The organism is Streptomyces sp. NPDC057438 (assembly GCF_042802995.1).
Lineage (GTDB): Bacteria > Actinomycetota > Actinomycetes > Streptomycetales > Streptomycetaceae > Streptomyces.
Genome location: NZ_JBHVDD010000047.1, coordinates 1 through 22063, shown reverse-complemented (window position 1 = coordinate 22063; position 22063 = coordinate 1). Strand labels below are relative to the sequence as shown.

Below are 22063 nucleotides of genomic sequence, written 5' to 3'. Positions count from 1 at the left end.
CGAGCATGCCATTCCGGGTGAACGGGCCGACAGACGACTTCCGGACGGCGTTCATCACTTCGCACAAACAGCGGCAAGGACGCCATCAGGGCTTTTGTCACCGTGCGCAAAATTCCCGGATCGGGGCGTTCCCCTCCCGGCTTCCGCTTGTGGAGGGGTCGTAAAGCGGCCTTAATGAGAACCGCGTACGGGCCCGTGGGGGAACAGCGGGGCAGGCATTCCGGCGCGATTCCGGAGGGCTCCGTCGATCAGTACGGGCGCGGATACGAAATTCCTCAGCGGGCGCCGTGCGACGGCGCTCGCCCGAACGGGAGGGAACCCCCGATGACAGCAGGCACGAGAAGGAGAATCACGGCGGCGCTGGCGGTCGTGGTCACGTCGGCGTCGCTCATGCTCGGTGTGCCGGGTACCGCTTCGGCCGCTCCCACCGCCGTCCCCAGCCTGCGCGCGTTCGGGATCAGCGGCGACGGCACCCTCATGGCCACGTTCACCACGGACCGGCCGGACGTGCTCAACTGGGTCCGTGCCGTCACCGGGCTCAGCGGTGACACGGCCCTGGTCGGCATCGACTTCCGGGTGCAGAACGGCCTGCTGTACGGGGTCGGCAACAAGGGCGGCATCTACACCATCAAGATCCCGACGGGCACCCAGGACGTCGTGGTCACCAAGGTGTCCCAGCTCCAGTACGCGCTGACCGGCTCACAGTTCGGCGTGGACTTCAATCCGGCCGCCGACCGCCTCCGCGTGATCAGCGACAACGGCCAGAACCTCCGCCACAACCTGGGCGACCACTCGACCATCCAGGACGTGAACCTCACCACCCCGCCGACCGAGGGCACGACCAAGGGTGTCACCGCCGCCGCGTACACGAACAACGACCTCAGCGGGGCGACGGCGACCACGTTGTTCGACATCAACACCAACAGCGACCAGGTCGTCATCCAGTCCCCGGCCAACAACGGCACGCTGGCCCCGACGGGCAGCCTCGGCCTCGACGCCCAGCTCAAGGCCGGCATGGACATCTACAGCACACTGAGCGGCGGCAGGACGGTCGACAACGCCGCCTTCGCCTCCCTCACCCCGTACGGCGCGAGCAACCCCTCGCTCTACAGCGTCAACGTCTTCACCGGCGAGGCGACCGTCATCAAGCAGTTCCCGCTGAACATCACGGACCTGGCCATCAGCCTCACCGGCTCCTGAGCCCGCACCGCTCGCGCCCTCGCCGCGGCCCGGCCACCACCGGACCGCGGCGAGTCCACGTCCCGAACTCCCCTATGCTTCTACACGCCTGTAGAGGGCATTCGCCCTCAACTGCACACGCACGCACGGAAGTTAAGGAGTGGACGCCACGATGGTGTTCAAACGACTGCTCGGTTCGCTCGGCATGGGCGGCCCCACGGTCGACACGGTTCTCGACCCCGGGGCGGTCCAACCGGGTGCCACGCTGACCGGCCGGGTCCGTCTCAAGGGCGGTGACGCCGACTTCGAGATCGAGCGCCTCACCCTGGAGCTGGTGGCGCGGGTCGAGGCCGAGCACGAGGAGGGCGAGAGCGAGGGGGTCGTCGCCTTCGACCGGACCACGGTCGGCGGCGGCTTCCGGCTCGCCGAGGGCGAGGTGCGCGAGATCCCCTTCGCGCTCACCCTGCCGTGGGAGACCCCGGTCACCGAGCTGTACGGCCAGGCCCTGGGCGTCGTGCTCGGGGTGCGCACCGAACTGGCCGTCGCCGGCGCGAAGGACAAGGGCGACCTCGACCAGTTGAGCGTCACCCCGCTGCCCGCCCAGGAGGCGGTCCTCGAAGCGTTCGGGCAGCTCGGTTTCGGCTTCCGGTCCGCCGACCTCGAACTCGGCCGCATCCACGGCACCGGACAGCAGCTCCCCTTCTACCAGGAGATCGAGCTGACCCCCTCCCCCCGGTACGCTCACCTGGTCGACGAGATCGAGCTGACCTTCCTCGCCGGCCCCGGCGGCCTGGACGTCGTCCTGGAGGCCGACCGGCGCGGCGGACGGCACTCCGAGGGGCACGACGCCCTCTCCCGCTTCGTCGTCTCCCACGAGGAGGTCGCCCACCTCGACTTCAACAGCCTGGTCGACCGCTGGATCGAGCAGGTGGCCGCCGGGCACCGGGCGGCCTCCGGCTCCGACTCCCCCTATGGGCACGCGAGTTCCGACGGCAGTGACCACACCGGGCACCACGGCGACGAGGGTCACCGTTCCGGCCCCGGGATCGGCACGGCCGTCGCCGCAGGCGCGGCGGGGCTCGCCGTCGGCGTCGCCGGGGGGATGGTCGCCGCCGAAGTCGTGGACGAGGTGGGGGACTTCTTCGAGGGCGAGGAGGAGGACGAAGAGGAAGAGGAGGGCTGACAGGTCTAAGGACCGGTCACCGCATCTTCTCCGGATCGAGGTCCGCTCCGACGATCAGGGTCACCTCTCCGGCGGCGGCGTCCGCGGACCGGGTGGCCTTGGCGTCGGGCAGCCGTGAGGCGAGGACCTTCGCATGCTCGGTGAGGCCGTCCGGGTGGGCGACCGTGGTGGTGTCGGTGTTCTCGGGCGCGTTGCCCGTGCCGACGACCGTGAAGCCGGCTGCGCGCAGCTTCTCGGCCACGGCGGCCGCGCGCCCGGAGACCCCGGTGCCGTTGAGGACCCGCACCCGCACGGTGGACGCGTAGATCAGCCCCTTCTTGGCCTGTGCCTGGAACGGCTTCTTGGCGACCTCCTTGTCGTTGGCCAGGGAGGTGAACAGGTCGGCGGCCTGCGGGTACTGCCAGACCACGTTGGCCCTGTCGGTCGGGACGTCCGCCTCGCGCGGGTAGTTGGGGACGGTCAGGAAGGTCAGCCGGTCGCTCGGGATGCCCTTCAGCTCGGAGGCGAGGTCGTAGATCGGGTCGATGCCGTCCAGTTCCTCGTCCGTGGTCAGGGACTTGGTGGCGGACTGCAGGAAGTCGTACAGCGACGTGGGGCTGGTCAGCTTGGACTTCGCCTTCGCGGCCAGGGTCTCCATGAACTCCTGCTGGCGGCCGATGCGTCCGATGTCGGAGCCGTCGCCCACCGCGTAGCGGGTCCGTACGTAGCCGAGCGCCTTCTCGCCCCCGACGGTCTGGCAGCCGGCCTCCATGTCGAGGTGGGCGTCCTCGTCGTGGATGGCCTTCTCGGGGCAGACCTCTATGCCGTCCAGGGCGTCGACCATCCCCTTGAAGCCCTGGAAGTCGATGGACATGAAGTTGTCGATGCGCAGGCCCGTGTTGTCCTCGACCGTCTTGATCGAGCAGGCGGCCGCACCGGCCACCTCGCCGCCCGAACCGCCGATCGCGAAGGCCTCGTTGATCTTCGCCAGATGCGGACCGGACGTGCCGCCGTCGCCCTTCTCGCACGCCGATATCTCGACCCACGAGTCACGCGGGAAGGACACCACGGTCGCCCACTCCCGGTTCGCGGGGAGGTGCAGCACCATCAGCGTGTCCGACTGCATGGTGGTCAGGTTCCTGCCGTACTTGGCGTTGGCCCCGTCACGGCTGTCCGAGCCGACGACCATGATGTTCTTCGACCCGGGACTGAGGTTCGCCGGCCGGTCCCCGCCGAGCTTGCCGTCGATGTCGGCGCCCTTGATGTTGTTGTTCAGGTCGTTGTAGACCCAGGCGCTGACGCCTCCGGCGCCGAGGACGAGTACGGCGGTCGTGCCCGCGAGCCAGCTCACCGCACGGCCCCGCCGCGTCAGCCGCGTCCCCCCGCCTCCGGCACCCGCGCGCCGCCTTCCCGTACCGCTCACCGGGCTTCCCCCGCCTCGGCCGCACCCGGCCGGTCGACTTCCCCCTGGACGTCCGGGACGTGTGATCACCGAACCCGCAGGACTCTACATGCATGTAGATATACGGACCGGTGGCACACACGTCTCATCACGCCCGGCAGCCCCTAACGTCACAGAGGCGTCGCAGCGTACAGAATGAAGGCCATCGTCACGGCCGAGTTCGCCGAGGACATCGCCGAGAGCACCGCCCCGACGGCGGCTCCCCACGCGGCCAGCCCCACCGAGGTGAACACCGGCGGCCAGCTGCGCGCCGCGGGCGCGGGGCCCAGCAGGGCGGCCACCCGGCGCGGCACCGGCCCCGACGCCGCGAAGCCGGCGAGTGTCGTCACCGGCGAACCGGCCGACACGAGCGCGGCCTTGCCGATCGCGCGCGCCACCACCGGGCGGCTGCCGACGGCACGCGCCGCGTCCTCGTCCGCCCACCGTTCCGCCGTGTAGGACACGGCCGTCCGCAGGGGCCACAGGAATGGGTTGGCGCGCGCGGCCAGCCGGACGGCCAGCAGCAACCGGTGGTGCCCGGCGGCGAGATGGGCCCGCTTGTGGGCGAACAGCGCCCGCCGCTCGGCCGGTTCCAGGCACGCCAGCAGGGCCGTGGTGACCACCACCCGGTCGCGCCGGCCCCCGGCCAGCGCGTACGCGTAGGGCGCACCGTCGGGCAGGACGGCCACCTCGGTGTCCGGCAGTCCGGCCAGGGCCCGGTGGGCGCGACGGCGCACCCGCCCGTGCCGCCACAGGGTGCGGCCGCAGGCCACCAGGACCGCGAGGAGCGCCGGGATGGCCGGCAGCCCGGCGACCTCGTCGTAGGGGACCGCCGCGCGCACCTCGGGGTCGGACCAGCCGTCGGGCAGCGGATTGCCGGGCAGTTGGGCCGTGCCGACCACCATCAGCAGACCGAGGCTGACCGTGCTGCACACCGCCGTCACCACGGCCACGCCGGTCAGCAGCCGGGTGGCGGTGCGGGGATGCAGCCGTTGCTCGGCCAGCCGCGCGATCGGCCACGCGGTGAGCGGCAGGACCAGCGGGAGAAAGACGAACAACCCCATACGAGTTCAGTCGTCCCCTTCGGCCCTCGCCCGCCCGAGCAGCTCGCGCAGCAGGCGCTCGTCGTCCGGCTGCAGCGAGGTGACGAAGCTGGCCAGCACGGCCTCGCGGTCGCTCTCGCCGTCGAGGACCCTGCGCATCCGGTGCGCGGCCAGGCCGGCCTGGTCGGAGGCCGAGGTCCACACGAAGGAGCGGCCGGAGCGCTCCCGGGTCACCGCGCCCTTGGCCAGCAGCCGGGTCAGGATCGTGATCACCGTCGTGTAGGCGAGGTCCCCGCCGAGGCGGGCCTGGACCCATCCCGCGCTCTCGGGGGCCCGTGCCTCGCGCAGCGCCGACAGGACGAGCGCCTCCAGCTCGCCCTGCCCCCGCCGCCGGGGACGCTGCTCGTCCGTCACGCCCTGCCTCCTCGCCACCGGCCGATCCATCCGCGTCACGCTCTCTACAGGATTGTAGAAGGCGGATTGCCGAAACACCTCCACTCTTCTTCTACAGTGCTGTAGATTTCGGATCACGGCAGAACGCCGGAACAGCGCGCAGGCGGCAGGATCCACGGGACCCTGCCGGCCTCCGACACCTCAAGAAGGAGTCCACCGTGGGAGTTTCCCTGTCCAAGGGCGGCAACGTCTCGCTCAGCAAGGCGGCACCGGGCCTCACCGCCGTCCTGGTCGGCCTGGGCTGGGACGTGCGCACGACCACCGGCACCGACTACGACCTCGACGCGTCGGCGCTGCTGCTCGACACCTCCGGAAAGGTGATCTCCGACCGGCACTTCGTCTTCTACAACAACCTCACCAGCCCGGACGGTTCGGTCGAGCACACCGGCGACAACCTCACCGGCGAGGGTGAGGGCGACGACGAGTCGGTCAAGGTGAACCTCGCGACCGTACCGGCCGAGGTCGACCGGATCGTCTTCCCGGTGTCGATCCACGACGCCGAGAACCGGGGCCAGAGCTTCGGCCAGGTCCGCAACGCCTTCATCCGGGTGGTCAACCAGGCGGGCGGCACCGAGATCGCCCGCTACGACCTGTCCGAGGACGCCTCCACCGAGACGGCCATGGTCTTCGGGGAGCTGTACCGCAACGGCGCCGAGTGGAAGTTCCGTGCCGTCGGACAGGGTTACGCCTCCGGACTGGCCGGGATCGCCGCCGACTTCGGCGTCAACGTCTGAGGAGGCCGGGGTGACGGGGCCGTATCCCCCGACCGGCCTCCGCCCCGAGGACCGGACGGACTTCGAGGCCGTGCTGTGCCGGGCGCTGGACACCCCGGACATCCGGGACGCCCTGCGTGCCGACCCCAGCGGGGTGGCCGAACGGCGGCTGCGGGTCCGGGCGTCGGCGGACGCGGACGCGATCGCGGCGGCGGCGCGGGAGGAGTACCGCGCGTATCTCACCGCCCTCGCGTCCGCAGCGGAGACCGCGGACGACGTGAGCGGGGCCGGCCCCGGGCCGGGCGCCCGGTCGGGGCGTACCGCACAGCGGACCGCCGACGCCGGGCTGCTGCCGCTGCTCGCGGTGCTCACGCCCTCCCTGGCCGCCTGCTCCGCCGCGGTCGTCCTCGTCCTCGGCTGCCTGCTGCGGCTGATCGGGGTGCGGGGCACGCTGCCCGGCTCGCTCCTGGCCGCCGGCTGGACCCTCGCGCTGTTCGCGGCCGCGAGTGCCCTCCTCGCGCTCGCCGCCCTGTTCCGTACGGCGTGGCGCGGGCCCGGCGATCCGGCGGGGCCCGCCCGGACGGAGCAGGCGCGGCTGGTGTGGCAGCAGGCCCTGTTGCACCGTGGCATGCTGCCCCACCTGCGCCGCTGCCTGCGCGAGGACCCGTCCCTCAGCGAAGCGAGTCCGCCTCATCGTCCCGCTTGACCACGCACAGAGCCCAGATGATGAACGCCGAGAAGGCGATCATCACGATGGACCAGACGGGGTAGTACGGCAGGGACAGGAAGTTGGCGATGATGATGAGCGCGGCGATGGCGACGCCGGCGACGCGGGCCCACAGGGACGCCTGGAACAGGCCCAGGCTGACGAGGACGGCCACGGCGCCGAGGGCGAGGTGGACCCAGCCCCAGCCGGTGAGGTCGAACTCGAAGACGTAGTTGCGCGTCGTGACGAAGACCTCGTCCTCGGCGATGGCCATGATGCCCCGGCAGACGCCGAGGACACCCGCGATCATCAGCATGATGGCCGCGAAGACCGTCAGTCCCTCCGCGAAGGGATGTGACCGCTTGGTCGCGTGCATGTGCCCGGAGTGTGTGGCGGTCATACCGCTGCCTCCATTCGGTGTGGTGCAGTTGCGTGCGGTGCAATGCGGTTGCGTGGGGTGCGGTTGTGTGCGGTGCGGTTCTCAGCGCACGGGGGTGGAACGGCCCGTGCCCGCACCCGCCGAAGCGCCGTGGCCGCTCAGGACCAGTTCCTTCGCGCGGCGGAACTCGTCGTCCGAGATGTCGCCGCGAGAGCGGATCTCGGACAGCCTGGCGAGTTCGTCGACACTGCTGGGCTGTGCGCCACCGCCCTGGGCCGTCTCCCGGATGTAGGAGTCGAAGGCCGCCTGCTGCGCCCGGGCCTGGGCCACCTCACGGCTGCCCATGTTCTTCCCGCGGGCGATCACGTAGACGAACACACCCAGGAACGGCAGCAGGATCGTGAGGACCAGCCAGCCCGCCTTGGCCCAGCCGCTCATGTCGTCGTCGCGGAAGATGTCGACGACGACACGGAAGAGCAGCACGAACCACATGATCCACACGAACAGCAGGAGCATGGACCAGAAGACGCTCAGCAGCGGGTAGTCGTACGCGAGGTACGTCTGACCACTCATGTCTCTCCTCCGTTCCGGGCGTTCGCCCGGCAGGTTTCCTGCCGTCCAGGCGCGACACCCTCGGCACCATCCGGTGCCGCTCTCAGCGTGCCCACGCCACGGGCCGGCCGCCTCACCCCGGGCGGGTGAGACCGGCCCGGGGTGTGACCCCGGCTCCGGTGCCGTAGCCGCACATGCCGGGGAGCCGCTGATACGCAGCGGCTCCCCGGCACATCCCTCGCTCACGCGGGGGGCCCGGCGCTCCCTCCGTGCTCACCCGTGAGACCGGCCCGGTGGAGCGCGGCCCGCCAGGCGAAGGCGACCGCCGCCTCCGCCAGACCGAGCAGGACCAGCCACAGGCCGAGCAGCCGGGTCAGCGCGGTGGCCGATTCGGTCGGCAGGGCCAGCACCACGATCCCCGCGACGATGCCGAGCACCGCGGCGCCGAGGACGAACCCGCGGTGGGGCAGGTCCTTTTCGGCGAGGGCGGTGTGGAGGGTGAGGATGCCGCTCGCCAGCCAGACCACCCCGACGATCAGCGAGAGCGCGGCGATCGTCTGCAGCGGGTTCCGCAGGCACAGCACCCCGGCCAGGACGCACAGCAGCGCGAGGAGCAGCCCCGACAGCCGTGTTCCCGGTTCCTCCCGGGCGAAGACGTCGACGAACCGGAACATACCCGTCACCAGCAGGTACAGCCCGATGAGGACCGCGAGGACGTGCAGGGTCCCGTCCGGCCAGACCAGGACGATGACGCCCGGCACCAGCGTGGCCAGTGCCGCGCCGAGGATCCACGTCCAGGACCGGCCGACCCTCCCCAGGACCTCCGCCGGGTCGCCGAGGGCGCCGGGACTCGCCCCACGGGGCGGGGCGGCCGCTCCGCCCGGCCGGTCGGCGGCTCCGCGGTGCCCACGGGCCGTCCCGGTCAGCGGGGCCGGGTCGGGAGAGTGCGTCATGGCTCCTCCTCGCGGCCGAGCGGGCCGCTTCCGCACCGCCGGCGTGCGGCGGTGTGCGGTGACCTCTCTGGGGGCCAGCGTCCCGGCGCCCGCTCCCGGCCGGATCACCCTCGGCGGGTGAAACCGGCCCAGCGGATGCACGATGAGGTGGGAAGCACGCCCGGCCGGCGGTTCAGGAGGTAGGGGCCATGAGCGTATCCAGCGCACCCACGGCGTCGCTGACCGTGGCCGAGAGGGCCGCGTACGGCCGGAGCGCGCGCGAGCGGGCCTCGCGCTCCTGTCACGGCTGGTTCGAGGCGGACGCGGACGCCGGCCGGACCGACCCGATCGAGGTGATCGAGCGCCAGTCGGCCACCCGGCTCCAGGAGCTGGTACCGATCCGCTACGGCCGCATGCTCGAATCCCCGTTCCGCTTCTACCGGGGTGCCGCGGCGATCATGGCCTCGGACCTCGGCCCCCTGCCGAACACCGGCCTCACGGTGCAGCTCTGCGGCGACGCCCATCTGCTCAACTTCCGGCTGCTGGCCTCGCCCGAACGCCATCTCGTCTTCGACATCAACGACTTCGACGAGACCCTGGCCGGGCCGTTCGAATGGGACGTGAAGCGGCTGGCGGCCAGCTTCGTGATCGCCGCCCGGGCCAACGGGTTCTCGGAGAAGGAGCAGAACCGCGCGGTGCGGACCTGTGTGAAGGCGTACCGGCGGCGGATGCGCGACTTCGCCGGGATGCCCACCCTGGACATCTGGTACGCGCAGGACGACGCCGACCGGCTGCGGGAGCTGTTGGCCTCGTCGATGGACAAGCGCAGCAGACGCCGTACCGCCGAGGCGGCCACGAAGGCCCGCACGCGCACCCACCTCCAGGCCTTCGAGAAGCTCACCCGGATCACCGCCGAGGGACGGCTGATCACCCCCGACCCGCCGCTGATCACCCCGCTGAGGGACCTGCTGGCGGACCCCTCCGGGCAAGGGCAGGAGAAGGAACTCCAGAACGTCCTGGACCAGTACGTACGGACCCTGTCCTCGGAGCGCCGGCATCTGCTGCGCCACTACCGCGTCGTCGACATGGCCCGCAAGGTGGTGGGCGTCGGCAGCGTCGGGACGCGCTGCTGGATCGTCCTCCTGCTCGGCCGGGACGACACCGATCCGCTGCTGCTCCAGGCCAAGGAGGCACAGCCGTCCGTCCTCTCCGCCCAGCTCGGCGGCGACCGCTGGGACAACCAGGGCCGCCGTGTGGTGTCGGGGCAGCGACTGATCCAGACGACCAGTGACATCTTCCTGGGCTGGACCCATGTGGTCGGTCTCGACGGGCGCGAACGCGACTTCTACGTACGGCAGTTGCGCGACTGGAAGGGCATCGCGCGGCCGGAGACCTGGGACCCCGGCATGCTGCGGCTGTTCGCGCGGGTGTGCGGGGCCAGTCTGGCCCGGGCCCACGCCCGTTCCGGCGACCCCGTCGCCATCGCCGCCTACCTCGGCGGCAGCGACCGCTTCGACCGGGCGCTCGCCGAGTTCGCGCAGGCCTACGCCGACCGCAACGAGCGGGACTTCGACGCGCTGAGGGTCGCCGCGCACACGGGCCGGGTCCGCGCGGAGATCCTCTGACGGACGCCCGCGCCGGCTCACTCCGGCAGCTGGCGCATCTCCAGGACCCGTAGGCCGAGGGACTGGCAGCGGGCCAGCAGACCGTACAGATGCGCCTCGTCGACGACGTGCCCGAACAGCACGGTGTGGCCGGACATCCGCACATGGTCCAGCTCGGGGAAGGCGCCGGTCAGCGCCTTCGACAGATGTCCGTCGACGCGGATCTCGTAGCGCATGCGCGATGATTCCCCACGGCCGGTGGCGGGCGGGCTGCGCCCCTTCTCTGCGATCGTGCGGCCCGGTGGCCCGGGCGGGCCTCACCCCCGGAAGGTGAGAGTCGGAGTCGGCGGGCCGGACCGGGGCTCGGTGATTCAGTGGGTCAGGTACAGCTTGAACGCGATGATCAGGAGGCCGAGCAGCAGGTTCACCGAGGCCGTGACGGCGACCAGTCCCCAGGAGGCGTCGGCCCGGCGGGCGGCCGCCGCGGACCAGCCCACCTGTCCGGCCACGGCCACCGCGATCGCCAGCCACAGGGCGCCCGGCAGATCGAGGCCGAGGACGGGACTGAGCGCCACGGCGGCGGCAGGCGGGACGGCGGCTTTGACGATCGGCCACTCCTCGCGGCACACCTCCAGCACGACCCTGCGGTTCAGGCCGTGCTGCGCCAGCCGCGCCCCGAACAGCTGGGCGTGCACGTGCGCGATCCAGAACACGAGGCCGGTGAGCACCAGCAGGAGGACGATCTCCAGGCGCGGGTAGGACCCCAGGGCGCCGACGCCGATGAGCACGGAGGAGGCCAGCATGGATCCGTAGACCCCGCCGGTGTAGTCGGCACGGGCCCGGCGCTCGGCGCGGCGCTGGTCGCGGGGCGTGGCGGGTGCGGGTGCCGGTCCGGTCGCGGACATCGTCGGCCTCCTCTCGGTGGCGGGTGGTCCCCCGGGGCCTCGCTCCGGCCGTCAGTCGCCGTCGTGCGGGCGGGCCCGGCCGCCGTGGCGCGAACCGTGCGCGACCTCCGGGGTGCGCCCGGTGCCGGACGGCTCCGAGCCGCCCGTCGCGGGCGCCGGCGTACGGTCCGTCCGCGCACCGGGCAGTCGGGGGGTGACCAGGAACGCGGCGAGGGTGATGCCGCCGGTCGCGAGGATGGCGGCCTTGAGGCCGTTCAGCTGGGCCGTCGCGTAGGAGTCCGTGAGGGCGTCGACCTCGGACGGTGGCAGCCCGGCGTCCTCGGCCGCCTCACGCACCTGCTCGGTGGGGACGAAACTGATCCCGGCCTGCAGCGCGACACTCGTCTGCTGCCGGGCCTCCTGCGACAGCCTCGGGTCGTCCTCCACCTGGGCGGTGAAGGCGTGGGCGAGGGCACCGATGAGCAGCGAGCCGATGAGCGCGGTGCCCAGCGCGGAACCGAGGTTCTGGGCCGTGAACTGCAGGCCGCCGACCTCGCTGCGTTCCTCCTCCCCCACGCTGGACTGCACGACGTTGCCCAGCTGCGAGGCGAGCAGCCCCATGCCCACGCCGAGCAGGGCCATGGCCAGGGCGAACTGGGTGTCGTCGATCACCTGGTCGATGGTGGCCAGCAGCCACACGATGGCCACGGCCAGGGTCGCCAGGGCCAGCCGTACCACGCGGCGCGGTCCCGCCCTGCGGCCCAGCCGGGAGGCGACCAGGGACGCGGCCAGCATGGTGATGGACACCGGGAGCAGCCGCAGCCCGGTCTCGAAGGCGTCGAAGCCCTGCACGACCTGCAGATAGAGCGGGATGGTGAAGAACAGCCCGAGGAGGATGAGGTTCTGGCAGAGCAGGGCCGACAGGCCCGAGCCCAGCGCGGGCCTGCGCAGGAGGGGCAGGTGGACGAGGGGGTCGGTGCCGTGGGCGGTCCGCCTGTGCTCCCAGTGCGTGAAGGCGGCCAGGACGAGGGCTCCTGCGCCGATGACGAACAGGGTCGGGGCGAAGCCCATGACGGTGAAGGGCGGGTTGCGGGGCTGCACCCAGCCCCAGGTGCTGCTCTGCAGCACGCCGAGCACGCCGAGGGCGAGGCCGGTGGCCGACAGCGCGGCGCCGACACCGTCCATCGCGGGGCGCCGGCCGGTCCGGGGGACCTCGGTGATCACGCGGCGGAAGCACAGCACGGCGATGACGATGACGACCTCCCCGGCGAAGACCAGCCGCCAGGTGAGGTACGTCGTCACCCAGCCGCCCAGCAGCGGACCGACGGCGATGCCCGCGCCGGCCAGCCCGCCGATGACTCCGTAGGCGACGGCCCGGTCCCGGCCCCGATAGGACTCGGCGACCAGGGCGGCCATCGACGGCAGCACCATGGCCGCTCCGAGACCCTCGATGACCGACCAGCCGAGCCCGAGGACCCACAGGGTGGGCGCGACGGCGGTCAGGGCCGAGCCGATGCCGTAGACCACGAGCCCGAGGAAGAACAGCCTGCGGCGGCCGAGGATGTCGCCGAACCTCCCCCCGATGATCATGAAGGCGGCCATGACCAGCGCGTACAGCGTGATCACGCCCTGGATGGCGGTGACCTCGGTGTCGAAGTCCTCGACGAGTTGACTGATGGAGACGTTCATGACGGACGTGTCCAGCACCATCAGGAACTGGGCCGTCCCGAGGACGATCAGAGCCCGCCACTGCTTCACCGTGTCCTCCTCGCCGAAACGGAGTGTGCCCGGAACGCCACCGCCGTCACCCGGACGACGGCCGTTCCACGCTCTCCATCGCAGCTCAGAAGCCGTGGCGGCGCCTCACCCGCCACGGGCGAGGCAACCACTTCGCCCCCCGACACCACGGTCCGCCGGAGCCGCGGGCAGGTCGCGAGAGCGGCATCCCGCTCGGCCTGCGCATCGCCGCACATACGACCGTGATCGGGCCTGGGGAGAATCTGGCAAGTTTCATCGGCCGGGTCGAGGGCTTCCAGCCGGTACATGACGCGGCCTCGAGGAGCCATGCGGAGCTCGGCGGGTCCTGCCGCCGATGACACCGGACAGAGAGGGTGTGAGGCGACAGGCCGAGACGATCTCCCGCCAGGGCGGACTGCGCGGCCGGGAACGCGCCACCGCGCGGCTCACCCCGCTGCTGCCGGCCCCTGCTCTCCACGTCGGCGGTTGACCACCCCGGACAGGGTGAGCGCGGTGACCGTGTCCTGTACGCCCGGCATCTTGGCGATGTCCTCCCAGATGCTCCGTACGCGTTCCAGCGAGGCCGCCTCCAGACGCACCATGATGTCGAAGTCGCCGCTGAGGATCTCGCAGATGACGACCTCCGGAATGCGCTTGAGCGCGGCCAGGACGTCGCCGCCACGCATGCGGTCCTTGCGGTAGACGAGTACGAGCGCCGAGACCACATCGCCGGTGTCGCCGCCTGCGCGGACGATGGTGTAGCCGGCGATGTGGCCCTGGCGCTCCAGCCGTTCGATGCGCTGGCGCACCGCGTTACGGGACAGCAGCACCTTGCCGGCCAACTCCGAGTGCGGGATGCGCGCGTTGCGGGTCAGCTCGGCGATGATCTTCTCGTCGATGGTGTCCACAGCGGACCGTCTCCTTCGCGAATCGGTCAAGGTCGCAAACCCCCGCGGCAGGGGTCTCCGGCGCGACCGGGTGCCGGAGGCGAGGCCGTGGCGGCGGGTCTTCAGCAGGCCACCGCTCCGGTCGAAGCGGACCAGGCTGGTCGCGGAGCTTCTTGCGCCCGGTTCAGTGGGCGGGCATGAGGCGCTCGTCAGTCGTGGGGCGGCGATGGCGGCGAGGTGCGTGCCGGGGCGCACGGTCAGCCCGTTCATGTTGTAGATGAGTGATCACGACCCTGGGGCCGGGACGGGATCCGTCGACGAGGATCAGGGGCACCTCCACCGTCGTGGTGCCGAGGTCGGCGGGCGGGCTCCCGTGGGTCTTCCGGCCGGGCTCGGCCCGCAGCGTGCCGATGGCCGGGGACATGTGTTCCCTCTTTCCGACTCAGGCCGCGGTGCGGTCGTTCGTGGTGATGAAGTCGATCGGCTGGGCGGTGTGGCCCCGCAGGGCGAGGTCCGCGGCGATGTCGCCCATGGCGGGCGAGATCTTGAAGCCCTGGCCGGAGAAGCCGGCCAGCAGGACGATGTCGTCGCAGCCCGGCAGGGGGCCGACCAGAGGGAGGGTGCTGTCGGTGTAGCCCTCCATGAAGACGGACAGGCGCACCGGGTCGGGGTTCAGACCGGGCAGGTGGCGCCGCACCGCCGTGGTGAAGGTCTCCAGTTCCTCCGGTGCAACGGTCCGGTTCAGGTGGTTGGGGTCGTCCACGGGCCTGTGGTGCGGCTGGGGCAGGCCCAGCTTGACAGCCAGGCCGTCCGGGGACGGGATGCCGTAGAAGGGGATGTCGCCGCAGCGGACGAAGGCGGGACGCTCGGCGTCTGCGGGATGGTCCTCGTGGGGCAGGAACCAGGCGCTGATCGCGCGGTAGACGTTCACTTCCCACGGCAGGTCGGGCAGCAGGTCGCCCACCCAGGGGCCCGGGGTGACGACCGCGGCGTCGAAGCGCTCGGTGTCGGTGTCGGTGCGGATCTCCACTCCTCCCCCGGCGACGGGAGTCACTTCCCGCACCGGGGTGTAGCGGCGGACCCGGGCCCCCAGTTCCTCGGCACGCCGGGCCGCGGTCTGGACCGTCAGCTCCGGGCGGACGAACCCCGCGTGGGAGTCGAGGACCACCAGGTCGCCGTCGTCGACGCGGAACTGCGGGAAACGCTTCGCCATGGCCTCGGTGTCGATCATCTCGTGGTCGAGGCCGTGCTCGGCGATGCCGTCCATGACAGTGCGCATCTCGGGGTCATCGGCCGGCCCCATGACCAGGGCTCCGGTCAGACGGCGCAGTTCCCGCCCGGTCTCCGCCTGCAACTGCTTCCAGAGGGCGTCGGCGTGCCGGACGAGCGGCACATAGCGGCCGTCGTGGGTCTGCACGCTGCGGAAGACCCGGGTCTCGCCGCCTGCGGCGCTGCGGTCGTGGCCGGGTGCGTAGCGGTCGTAGCCGACGACCTCGGCGCCGCGTGCCGCCAGCCGCCAGGCGGCCTGGCTGCCCATCGTTCCCACGCCGACCACGGCGACGCGCTTCCTCGTGGCTGACACAGGTGTTTCCTTTCGTATCGCCGAGCCGCAGACTGGGCCCGAGCGTGAGGACGCTGGGGGCGACGTGGAGGGGGCGCACACTGGGGACCCCCCAACCCATCCATGTGCCACATTGTGGCACGATGTGCTATTATCTGGCACAGAGCATGGCAGCGGCCTACGGGGTAGTCAAGAGGTCCGAAACGGTGACCGCTCCGCCCGCACGGGACACTCCGCTCCGCCGTCCTGCAACGTTCCCGGGGACGGCTCTGGCTACAGGCCCACCACGGGCGCCAGTTGGGAGCGGAGGGTGCCGGCGTGGGGCTGCAGGGAGCCTGCGAAAGCGGCGGATCCGATGGTGAAGGCGTCGACCCCGGCTGATGCCAGCGCCTGTATCTGGTCGGTGCTGGTGAGCGAGCCGGCGACGACCAGGCGGCCGGTGGTGGCGGCGCGGGCGGCACGGACCAGGTCGAGAGGGTCGGCATCGGTGGCGCGGTACGCGAGGAGGTCGACGCCCGCACAGCCGGCGGCCTCCGCTCGCCTGCTGTCATCGGCGATGCGGTCCGGAGTTCCGGCCAGGCGGGTGGGATGCCCCAGAGGTTCTCCGGCGAAGGGCAGGTAGCCGATGGACGTGCCGTGCAGGAGGTGGAGGGTCTCCTCGATCCAGGTGCCGCCCATCAGCCAGTCGACGCCGAGTTCGGTGGCCGTCCGTACCGAGGCAAGTGCTTGGTCCCGATGGGTGCTGACGACCTCGAGGTAGGTGGTGGCGCCCATGTTCTTGATGCGGGTGTGGAGCTTGGCGAGGGTGTCGGGGTCAACCCCGATGTCCTTGAATCCGATGTGGGTGATGCCGAGGTCCTCGATGGTGTCGAGGACCTCCAGGCAGTCGGTGACGGTGCGGTCGTCGCGGGTGAGCATGAAAATGAAGTCCATTGGTGTCCTTCGGTTCTCTGTTCCGGGGCGTACGCGGGGCCGTCGGGTCAGGGCCGGTCCGGCGCCCCTGAGGACAGGCGGTCGGCGTGGGTCAGGGCGGCGAGCAGGCTGGTGTGGTCGGCCGTGCCAAGACCGGCGATGTCGAAGGCGGTGCCGTGGTCGACGCTGGTGCGGACGAAGGGCAGGCCGATGGTGATGTTGACGCCGTGTTCGATCCCGAGGTACTTGACGGGGATGAGGCCCTGGTCGTGGTACTGGGCGACCACGGCGTCGAAGGCTCCGGCGCGGGCTCGCATGAAGACGGTGTCGGCGGGCCAGGGCCCGCTGGCCCGGATGCCTTCGCTCTGCGCGGACCGGATGGCGGGGGCGATGATGTCCAGGTCCTCACGACCGAACAGGCCGTTCTCCCCTGCGTGGGGGTTGAGGCCGGCGACGGCGATGCGGGGGGTGGGCAGGCCGCCGCGCTGAAGTGTGCGCTGGGTGAGGCGGATGATGTCGAGTACGCGCGGGGTGGTGATCGCGTCGATCGCGGTGCGGAGTGACTCGTGCACGGTGACCAGGACGATCCGCAGCTCGTCGGTGGCCATCATCATCGCGTAGTCGGTGGTGCCGGACAGGTCGGCGAGGATCTCGGTGTGCCCGGGATAGGGGACGCCGGACAGGCGCAGGGCTTCCTTGTTGATCGGCGCGGTCACCAGCGCCCGTACCTCGTGGGCCATCGCGAGCTCGATGCCGCGGCGGACGTACCGGAAGGACGCCGCGCCGGCTCGCTCGTCGAGGGTGCCCCAGGGCAGGTCGGCCGGAAGGCTGTTCTCCGCGAGGACGTCCACCGTGCCGGGTGCGAACTTCGCCTGGTCGACCGATGCGATGGAGCGGAGTGCGAGGTGGGTGTCGGCGATCTTGTCGGCGCGGTCGAGGACGTCGATGTCGCCGATGACGACGACGGGGATGGTGCGCCGGGAATCGGCGCACGCCTTGAGGGTGATCTCGGGGCCGATTCCGCAGGGGTCGCCCATGGTGATGGCGATCGGGGTCATGCGCTCTCTCCTGAGTCGGGGCGCTGTCGGATGAGGTGGCACAGGCGCAGGAGCATGGCGTCGTCGCCGAAGCCGCCTGCCTTGATCAGCACGGGAAGGGGGAGTCGGCCGATCAGAGATCCGCGGACGACGCCCCGTTCGGGTTCGTCGAGTAGGTCGATGCCGGTGGCGCCGAGGGGCTGGAGCACGGTGGTGGCCGTCTCTCCCCCGGTGATGACGAGCGCGTCGACCGTGCGGTCTTCGGTCAGCGCCTGGACGACTGCCGCCTGAGAGCGGGCGAGTACTCGTGCGGTCTGTGGCGTGTGGCGTTCATCGGGTGTCTGCAGGGTGAGGACGGGAGCCGTCAGGCCGCGCAGCACCTGAACGGCCGGCGCCGGATCGACGTCGACGGTGACACCCTGGACGTCCGCACTTCCATGGAGCTTGACCAACTGCCGTCGGGTCGCCGGGTTGGTGCTGCCGACCACGATCAGTGGACGTCGGGCCGGGGCGAACAGTGGTACAGCGCTGCTTGTGCCGCGTGCACATCTTCGGGCCAGGGCGGCCGCCAGACCCGGGGAGCCGACCCACAGCACTTCGTCGAGCCGCGGCACCGCTGCCACCAGACGGTCGAGGTCACCGTCTACGGTGGCGGAGCAGACGATCAGGTCACCGTTCCCGATCAGTTCGGGCAGCTCGGCTGCCCGGTCCGGCTGCACAGACACGGCCTCCGGGAACAGCACGGCGAGGTCCGAGCACCGCACGGGGTGTACCGGATCGCGGGCATAGTCGCTCTCGTGGACCGGTACGCCCCGCACGTACTGGACCCCATCCACCGTCACCCTGCCCTCCGCGGGGAAGGCCGAGGCGATGACGACCGCCCGCCTCCCCGATCCCGCCCATGCGGACCGGACCTCTGCCGCGACATGACCGCGCAGGGTGGAATCCACCGTCTTGAAGAGCAACTCGGAGCCGGCGAACAGGCGGGCCGCCCGCCAGGCAGACAAAGCGGCGGCCTCCTCGTCCAGCACCCGGCTCCCCAGGTCGACCGCGCTCACGCACGCGGCGTGTGGCGGCCCACTGGCTGGGGTGGTGAACAGGATCCGGGCGTCGTGACCTGCCTGTCGGAACGGCGCGGCACCGTCCCCTGCGCTGGTGAGGTCATCCGCAAGGATGGCGATAGCGTGCCGCACGTCGTCGCGGAATCTCATGACCCATCTCTCCGTTCAGCCACCCTTTTCTGTGAACAGATCAATAGTCCTTCAGGAAAACGAGCAGGACAAACGACTCATTCTCACAGGACCTGTGAGTAGAATTCACACATGCGCTGGCCGGACCTTCCTCCCCTGAATACGCTGCTGCCCTTCGAGGCGACCGTCCGGTACGCGAGCATGACGGCGGCGGCACAGGAACTGCATGTCACGCACGGCGCGGTGAGCCGACAGATCCAGAACCTGGAACGGTCCCTCGGAAGACCACTGTTCGAGCGAGGGACACGCGCCCTGCGCCCGACCCCGCAGGCTCGCCAACTGGCGGCCGTCGTGCGGGACGCGCTCGATCAGATCGATGCAGCAGCCCGGCAGATCTCACACCGGACATCGGCGGGACCGCTCACCCTCTCGTGTGAGCCCACACTCCTGATGCGATGGCTCATCCCCCGGCTCCCCGATCTGGCCCTGAACGTGCCGGACGTCGCCGTCCACCTGTCCGCAGGCGGCGGCCCCGTCTTCTTCGAGCGGGACGACATCGACCTCGCGATCCGCCGAGACGACTTCCCGTTCCCCGAAGAGGCGAGCCGGACCCGCCTGTTCGCGGAGCGGATCGGCCCCGTCTGCCGGCCTGATCTCGCGGCCCTCCTGACCGGCGCCGACGGCGTATCGCAGGTGACTCTTCTGCACACCGCCACGCGACCGCAGGCGTGGGACGACTGGCGACGTATCGCCGGCATGAAGGCAGAGCCCGCCTCCCAGCAGAGCCTGGAGCACTTCTACCTGACCCTCCAGGCCGCCGCGGCCGGCGTCGGGGTCGCCATCGCCCCGTATGCCGTCGCCCGCGACGATCTGGAGCGAGGGCAACTCGTCGCACCCTTCGGTTTCGTCCCGGACGGCACCAGCTACTACCTCCTCGGCCGTCAATCACCCGAGCAGGACGGACGCGTCCGCCGGCTGACGGCATGGCTGCGGGCCAGGACGAGCTCGCTCGAAAACGATTCCGAACCGGTGTGACCACTGGACTCGTCGCACCTTCGCCTGCGAGATGCGGGCGCGTACGCTACGAACGGCGGGTGCTTCGGCGGCGGTCGATGTGCCCGATCACGCCACCACGCTTCTCCTGCGCACTGACAAGCGCGAGTTGGTCGTCATGGGCCCCCGCACCCGGGCTGCCTATCACGGCGCCGCGCCCGGCCACTCGTGCGTGCGGGTTCGTATGCGGCCGGGTCGTGCCCAAGCCCTGCTCGGACGTTCGCTGAACGGTCTCGCCGACGGCGCCCTGCCGCTCCGCGGACTACCGGGTCTGGACGTCGACCAGCTCGCCGCCGACCCGGTCACCGCTCTCGACAAGGCATTGACCGACCGCCCGGAGCCGTCGGAGCGGCTCGAAGAGGCGGCGCGTCTACTGGTCGGCACCACTGTCACCGCGACCGCGGCCCGATTGCACATCAGTGAGCGCCGCCTGCACGCCCTGTTCACCGACGCCATCGGCTTGTCCCCCAATCACTTCGCACGTATCGACCGCGTTCGCACCGTGCTCGCGGCCGATGCGGGCCGATGGGCAGACATCGCTGCGACGGCCGGCTACTACGACCAGTCCCACATGACGGCCGAGTTCCGCCACTTCATGGGTGTCCCACCGGCCGCGTTCACCGCGGGTCGGCGCCCCGCCGCGACTTTGTGCGCTGCCTGAGTTCCACGACACGACCTCTCAGCCGCCCGTGGACCTGCTCAGCTGTGGAAGCCGGGCAGGGACAGGTACTTGAGCTGCTGGTACTCGTGGAGGCCCTCGGGTCCGCCTTCGCGGCCGAGGCCGGACTGCTTGACCCCGCCGAAGGGTGCCGCGACCTCGGAGACCAGGCCGCGGTTGATGCCGACCATGCCGGCCTGCAGACGGGCGGCGACCCGGCGGGCGCGGTCGATGTGGGACGTCATCACATACGACGCGAGGCCGTGTTCGGTGTCGTTGGCCACCGCGATGGCCTCGGCCTCGGTGGAGAAGCGGTGGATGGCCACGACGGGACCGAAGATCTCCTCACTCATGATCGCGGCATCGGCGGGAACGTGGTCCAGCACGGTGGGGGCCGCGTAGTGGCCCGGCCCGTCGGGGATGTCCGCCTGGCCGACGACGACGGCACCGCGGGCCAGGGCGTCCTCGACGAGGTGACGGACCTTGTCCACCGCACGGTGGTCGGCCAGCGGGCCGAGCTCGGTGTCCTCCCGGTCCGGGGCACCCACCCGGATGGCGGCGATCCGTTCGCCCAGCGCTGCGGCGAACGCGTCGGCGATCGACTCCTGGACCAGGAACCGGTTGGCGCCGACACAGGACTGGCCGCCCAGCCGCATCTTCGCGATCATCGCTTCGCGGACCGCGAGGTCGAGGTCGGCGTCGTCGAAGACCAGGAACGGCGCGTTGCCGCCCAGCTCCATCGAGGTGCGCAGTACCCGCGCACCGCTCTGCTGGAGCAGCAGCCTGCCGACCGGGGTGGAGCCGGTGAAGGACAGCTTGCGCAGCCGGGGGTCGGCCAGCAGCGCCGTGGTGACCGCTGCCGCGTCGCTGCTGGTGATCACGGTCAGGACACCCGCGGGTGCGCCGGCCTCGCGTGCCAGCTCGCCCAGGAGCAGGGAGGACAGTGGGGTGAGCGCGGCCGGTTTGAGTACGGCGGTGCAGCCTGCGGCGAGGGCGGCGGCGGCCTTGCGGGCGGCCATGGCCAGCGGCACGTTCCACGGGGTGATCAGCAGGCAGGGGCCGACCGGTTCGGCGACGGTGACGATGTGACTCCTCCCGTCCGGGGAGGGGGTGCTGCGCCCGGGCGGACGGACCGCCTCCTCGGCGTACCAGCGAAAGTAGGCCGCGGCGTAGTCGACCTCGCCCCGGGCTTCTCTGATCGTCTTGCCGATCTCCAGGGTGATGATCCGGGCCAGCCGCTCACGGTGTTCGATCAGGGCGTCGGTGAGCCGGTGCAGGACGGCCGCGCGGTCCCGTGGGCTGGTGAGGGCCCACTGGTCGGCGGCCGCGGCCGCCGCGTCCAGTGCTTTCAACGCGTCCTGTGGGCCGCAGTCGGCGACGGTGGCGATGACGTCCTCGGTCGCGGGGTTGCGCACCTCGAAGGTGCGACCTCCGGTGGCGGGTTGCCAGTCGTGGGCGAGGAAGCCACGGGGGACGGATTCGAGGACTGCCGACTGCCATGAGGGCGCGGTGAGCGTGTCAGTCATGCGCGTGGCCCTTTCGCTGATCGCAGGGTGGTGTGGTTGAGGGAGCACGATCGGTGGGTGGTCATACGGCTTCGCCTCCGGGGTTGGCGACGCCGACGGTGTTCTCGACGGAGAGGAGGGAGTCCTGTCGTCCGGAGCCGAGCCAGCGGACCAGGGCGACGAGGCCGAGGGCGAGGATGGCGAAGGCGATGAGGATGGCGCTGACGGCGGTGACGCTGGGGTCGATCTCGAAGGTGAGGGAGTTGTAGACCTGCACCGGGAGGGTGACGGTGTCGACGGAGGACAGGAACTGGGAGATGTAGAACTCGTCGAAGCTGGTGATGAAGGAGAAGATCGCCGCCGCGATCATGCCGGGTGCCGCGAGGGGGAAGGTGATCTTCCGGGCGATGGTGAGCCGGCCGGCGCCCATGCTGGCGGCGGCGTCCTCGAGGCGTTCGTCGATGCCGCGCAGGGT

The 22063-nt window shown here is 71.1% G+C and carries 23 protein-coding genes; 7 read left to right on the top strand and 16 right to left on the bottom strand.

The features are described from left to right. Positions 1-324: 324 nt before the first annotated feature. Together ACFU5F_RS24350 and ACFU5F_RS24345 are read left to right on the top strand one after the other, a co-directional pair. Positions 325-1200, top strand: a complete 876-nt coding sequence (locus ACFU5F_RS24350; RefSeq protein ID WP_383890917.1) for a DUF4394 domain-containing protein — start codon at positions 325-327, stop codon at positions 1198-1200. A 151-nt stretch (positions 1201-1351) separates the two neighbouring features. After that, positions 1352-2362, top strand: coding sequence for a sporulation protein (locus tag ACFU5F_RS24345; RefSeq protein WP_383890914.1), 1011 nt, complete (start codon positions 1352-1354; stop codon positions 2360-2362). 16 nt (positions 2363-2378) lie between these two features. Here the strand turns inward: ACFU5F_RS24345 and ACFU5F_RS24340 are convergent, their stop codons facing one another. The 3 genes from ACFU5F_RS24340 to ACFU5F_RS24330 all read right to left on the bottom strand — a co-directional run bounded on the left by ACFU5F_RS24340 (position 2379) and on the right by ACFU5F_RS24330 (position 5269). Then, positions 2379-3692, bottom strand: a complete 1314-nt coding sequence (locus ACFU5F_RS24340; RefSeq protein ID WP_383890911.1) for an LCP family protein — start codon at positions 3690-3692, stop codon at positions 2379-2381. A gap of 221 nt (positions 3693-3913) precedes the next feature. Then, entirely contained in the window at positions 3914-4846 is a 933-nt protein-coding gene (locus ACFU5F_RS24335) for a M56 family metallopeptidase (RefSeq protein WP_383890909.1), read from the bottom strand. 6 nt (positions 4847-4852) lie between these two features. Beyond that, positions 4853-5269 (bottom strand): BlaI/MecI/CopY family transcriptional regulator, encoded by a 417-nt coding sequence (locus ACFU5F_RS24330; RefSeq protein ID WP_383890906.1) that lies wholly within the window; start codon positions 5267-5269, stop codon positions 4853-4855. Between the two features lie 167 nt (positions 5270-5436). Between ACFU5F_RS24330 and ACFU5F_RS24325 the strand changes: the two genes are divergently transcribed. Both ACFU5F_RS24325 and ACFU5F_RS24320 read left to right on the top strand, forming a co-directional pair. Beyond that, positions 5437-6012, top strand: coding sequence for a TerD family protein (locus ACFU5F_RS24325; RefSeq protein WP_383890903.1), 576 nt, complete (start codon positions 5437-5439; stop codon positions 6010-6012). A 10-nt stretch (positions 6013-6022) separates the two neighbouring features. Further along, the gene (locus tag ACFU5F_RS24320) at positions 6023-6697 is read left to right on the top strand and encodes a hypothetical protein (RefSeq protein WP_383890901.1); all 675 of its coding nucleotides are present in this window, start codon (positions 6023-6025) and stop codon (positions 6695-6697) included. On the opposite strand, the gene ACFU5F_RS24315 is transcribed toward ACFU5F_RS24320, so the two are convergent. The 3 genes from ACFU5F_RS24315 to ACFU5F_RS24305 form a co-directional block, all read right to left on the bottom strand. Then, on the bottom strand, positions 6663-7097 hold the full coding sequence (locus tag ACFU5F_RS24315) for a hypothetical protein (RefSeq protein ID WP_383890898.1): 435 nt from the start codon (positions 7095-7097) through the stop codon (positions 6663-6665). The two genes, ACFU5F_RS24320 and ACFU5F_RS24315, sit on opposite strands and share 35 nt — an antisense overlap. Before the next feature lie 81 nt (positions 7098-7178). After that, positions 7179-7649 carry an SHOCT domain-containing protein gene (locus ACFU5F_RS24310; RefSeq protein ID WP_383890896.1) on the bottom strand — a complete coding sequence of 157 codons (471 nt, stop codon included), beginning with the start codon at positions 7647-7649 and terminating at the stop codon, positions 7179-7181. 221 nt (positions 7650-7870) lie between these two features. Then, complete coding sequence (locus tag ACFU5F_RS24305) at positions 7871-8581, bottom strand: HdeD family acid-resistance protein (protein ID WP_383890893.1); 711 nt, start codon at positions 8579-8581, stop codon at positions 7871-7873. Positions 8582-8769: 188 nt separating this feature from the next. On the opposite strand from ACFU5F_RS24305, the gene ACFU5F_RS24300 reads away from it, so the two are divergent. Then, complete coding sequence (locus ACFU5F_RS24300; protein WP_383890890.1) at positions 8770-10185, top strand: DUF2252 domain-containing protein; 1416 nt, start codon at positions 8770-8772, stop codon at positions 10183-10185. A 17-nt stretch (positions 10186-10202) separates the two neighbouring features. Here the strand turns inward: ACFU5F_RS24300 and ACFU5F_RS24295 are convergent, their stop codons facing one another. The 8 genes from ACFU5F_RS24295 to ACFU5F_RS24260 all read right to left on the bottom strand — a co-directional run bounded on the left by ACFU5F_RS24295 (position 10203) and on the right by ACFU5F_RS24260 (position 18393). After that, entirely contained in the window at positions 10203-10400 is a 198-nt protein-coding gene (locus tag ACFU5F_RS24295) for a hypothetical protein (protein WP_013005558.1), read from the bottom strand. Positions 10401-10535: 135 nt separating this feature from the next. Then, the gene (locus ACFU5F_RS24290; RefSeq protein ID WP_383890886.1) at positions 10536-11069 is read right to left on the bottom strand and encodes a hypothetical protein; all 534 of its coding nucleotides are present in this window, start codon (positions 11067-11069) and stop codon (positions 10536-10538) included. Between the two features lie 51 nt (positions 11070-11120). After that, a complete protein-coding gene (locus ACFU5F_RS24285) occupies positions 11121-12806 on the bottom strand; it encodes an MFS transporter (protein WP_383890883.1) in 1686 nt (561 codons plus the stop codon). Positions 12807-13231: 425 nt separating this feature from the next. Continuing rightward, the gene (locus ACFU5F_RS24280) at positions 13232-13693 is read right to left on the bottom strand and encodes an Lrp/AsnC family transcriptional regulator (RefSeq protein WP_383890880.1); all 462 of its coding nucleotides are present in this window, start codon (positions 13691-13693) and stop codon (positions 13232-13234) included. 421 nt (positions 13694-14114) lie between these two features. Beyond that, positions 14115-15254: an N-methyl-L-tryptophan oxidase gene (gene solA, locus ACFU5F_RS24275; protein ID WP_383890877.1), complete on the bottom strand. Its 1140-nt coding sequence runs from the start codon at positions 15252-15254 to the stop codon at positions 14115-14117. A gap of 252 nt (positions 15255-15506) precedes the next feature. After that, positions 15507-16166, bottom strand: a complete 660-nt coding sequence (locus tag ACFU5F_RS24270) for a hypothetical protein (protein WP_383890874.1) — start codon at positions 16164-16166, stop codon at positions 15507-15509. A gap of 47 nt (positions 16167-16213) precedes the next feature. Beyond that, the gene (gene pdxA, locus ACFU5F_RS24265; protein ID WP_383890871.1) at positions 16214-17203 is read right to left on the bottom strand and encodes a 4-hydroxythreonine-4-phosphate dehydrogenase PdxA; all 990 of its coding nucleotides are present in this window, start codon (positions 17201-17203) and stop codon (positions 16214-16216) included. Further along, a complete protein-coding gene (locus tag ACFU5F_RS24260; protein ID WP_383890868.1) occupies positions 17200-18393 on the bottom strand; it encodes a four-carbon acid sugar kinase family protein in 1194 nt (397 codons plus the stop codon). Before ACFU5F_RS24260 ends, pdxA begins: the two co-directional genes overlap by 4 nt. Before the next feature lie 111 nt (positions 18394-18504). Between ACFU5F_RS24260 and ACFU5F_RS24255 the strand changes: the two genes are divergently transcribed. Both ACFU5F_RS24255 and ACFU5F_RS24250 read left to right on the top strand, forming a co-directional pair. Continuing rightward, positions 18505-19407, top strand: a complete 903-nt coding sequence (locus ACFU5F_RS24255) for a LysR substrate-binding domain-containing protein (RefSeq protein ID WP_383890866.1) — start codon at positions 18505-18507, stop codon at positions 19405-19407. A gap of 79 nt (positions 19408-19486) precedes the next feature. Continuing rightward, positions 19487-20086 (top strand): helix-turn-helix domain-containing protein, encoded by a 600-nt coding sequence (locus ACFU5F_RS24250; protein ID WP_383890863.1) that lies wholly within the window; start codon positions 19487-19489, stop codon positions 20084-20086. A gap of 38 nt (positions 20087-20124) precedes the next feature. On the opposite strand, the gene ACFU5F_RS24245 is transcribed toward ACFU5F_RS24250, so the two are convergent. Together ACFU5F_RS24245 and ACFU5F_RS24240 are read right to left on the bottom strand one after the other, a co-directional pair. Then, positions 20125-21609 (bottom strand): NAD-dependent succinate-semialdehyde dehydrogenase, encoded by a 1485-nt coding sequence (locus ACFU5F_RS24245; protein ID WP_383890861.1) that lies wholly within the window; start codon positions 21607-21609, stop codon positions 20125-20127. A 61-nt stretch (positions 21610-21670) separates the two neighbouring features. Further along, the coding region (locus ACFU5F_RS24240) for an ABC transporter permease (RefSeq protein WP_383890858.1) at positions 21671-22063 on the bottom strand (393 nt) is incomplete at its 5' end.

Bases quoted from the DNA above. Each gene is read 5' to 3' on its own strand.
- ACFU5F_RS24350 (WP_383890917.1), top strand. From the start codon at position 325: ATGACAGCAGGCACGAGAAGGAGAATCACGGCGGCGCTGGCGGTCGTG.
- ACFU5F_RS24345 (WP_383890914.1), top strand. From the start codon at position 1,352: ATGGTGTTCAAACGACTGCTCGGTTCGCTCGGCATGGGCGGCCCCACG.
- ACFU5F_RS24335 (WP_383890909.1), bottom strand. From the start codon at position 4,846: ATGGGGTTGTTCGTCTTTCTCCCGCTGGTCCTGCCGCTCACCGCGTGG.
- ACFU5F_RS24330 (WP_383890906.1), bottom strand. From the start codon at position 5,269: ATGGATCGGCCGGTGGCGAGGAGGCAGGGCGTGACGGACGAGCAGCGT.
- ACFU5F_RS24315 (WP_383890898.1), bottom strand. From the start codon at position 7,097: ATGACCGCCACACACTCCGGGCACATGCACGCGACCAAGCGGTCACAT.
- ACFU5F_RS24310 (WP_383890896.1), bottom strand. From the start codon at position 7,649: ATGAGTGGTCAGACGTACCTCGCGTACGACTACCCGCTGCTGAGCGTC.
- ACFU5F_RS24305 (WP_383890893.1), bottom strand. From the start codon at position 8,581: ATGACGCACTCTCCCGACCCGGCCCCGCTGACCGGGACGGCCCGTGGG.
- ACFU5F_RS24300 (WP_383890890.1), top strand. From the start codon at position 8,770: ATGAGCGTATCCAGCGCACCCACGGCGTCGCTGACCGTGGCCGAGAGG.
- ACFU5F_RS24295 (WP_013005558.1), bottom strand. From the start codon at position 10,400: ATGCGCTACGAGATCCGCGTCGACGGACATCTGTCGAAGGCGCTGACC.
- ACFU5F_RS24290 (WP_383890886.1), bottom strand. From the start codon at position 11,069: ATGTCCGCGACCGGACCGGCACCCGCACCCGCCACGCCCCGCGACCAG.
- ACFU5F_RS24270 (WP_383890874.1), bottom strand. From the start codon at position 16,166: ATGGACTTCATTTTCATGCTCACCCGCGACGACCGCACCGTCACCGAC.
- pdxA (WP_383890871.1), bottom strand. From the start codon at position 17,203: ATGACCCCGATCGCCATCACCATGGGCGACCCCTGCGGAATCGGCCCC.
- ACFU5F_RS24260 (WP_383890868.1), bottom strand. From the start codon at position 18,393: ATGAGATTCCGCGACGACGTGCGGCACGCTATCGCCATCCTTGCGGAT.
- ACFU5F_RS24255 (WP_383890866.1), top strand. From the start codon at position 18,505: ATGCGCTGGCCGGACCTTCCTCCCCTGAATACGCTGCTGCCCTTCGAG.
- ACFU5F_RS24245 (WP_383890861.1), bottom strand. From the start codon at position 21,609: ATGACTGACACGCTCACCGCGCCCTCATGGCAGTCGGCAGTCCTCGAA.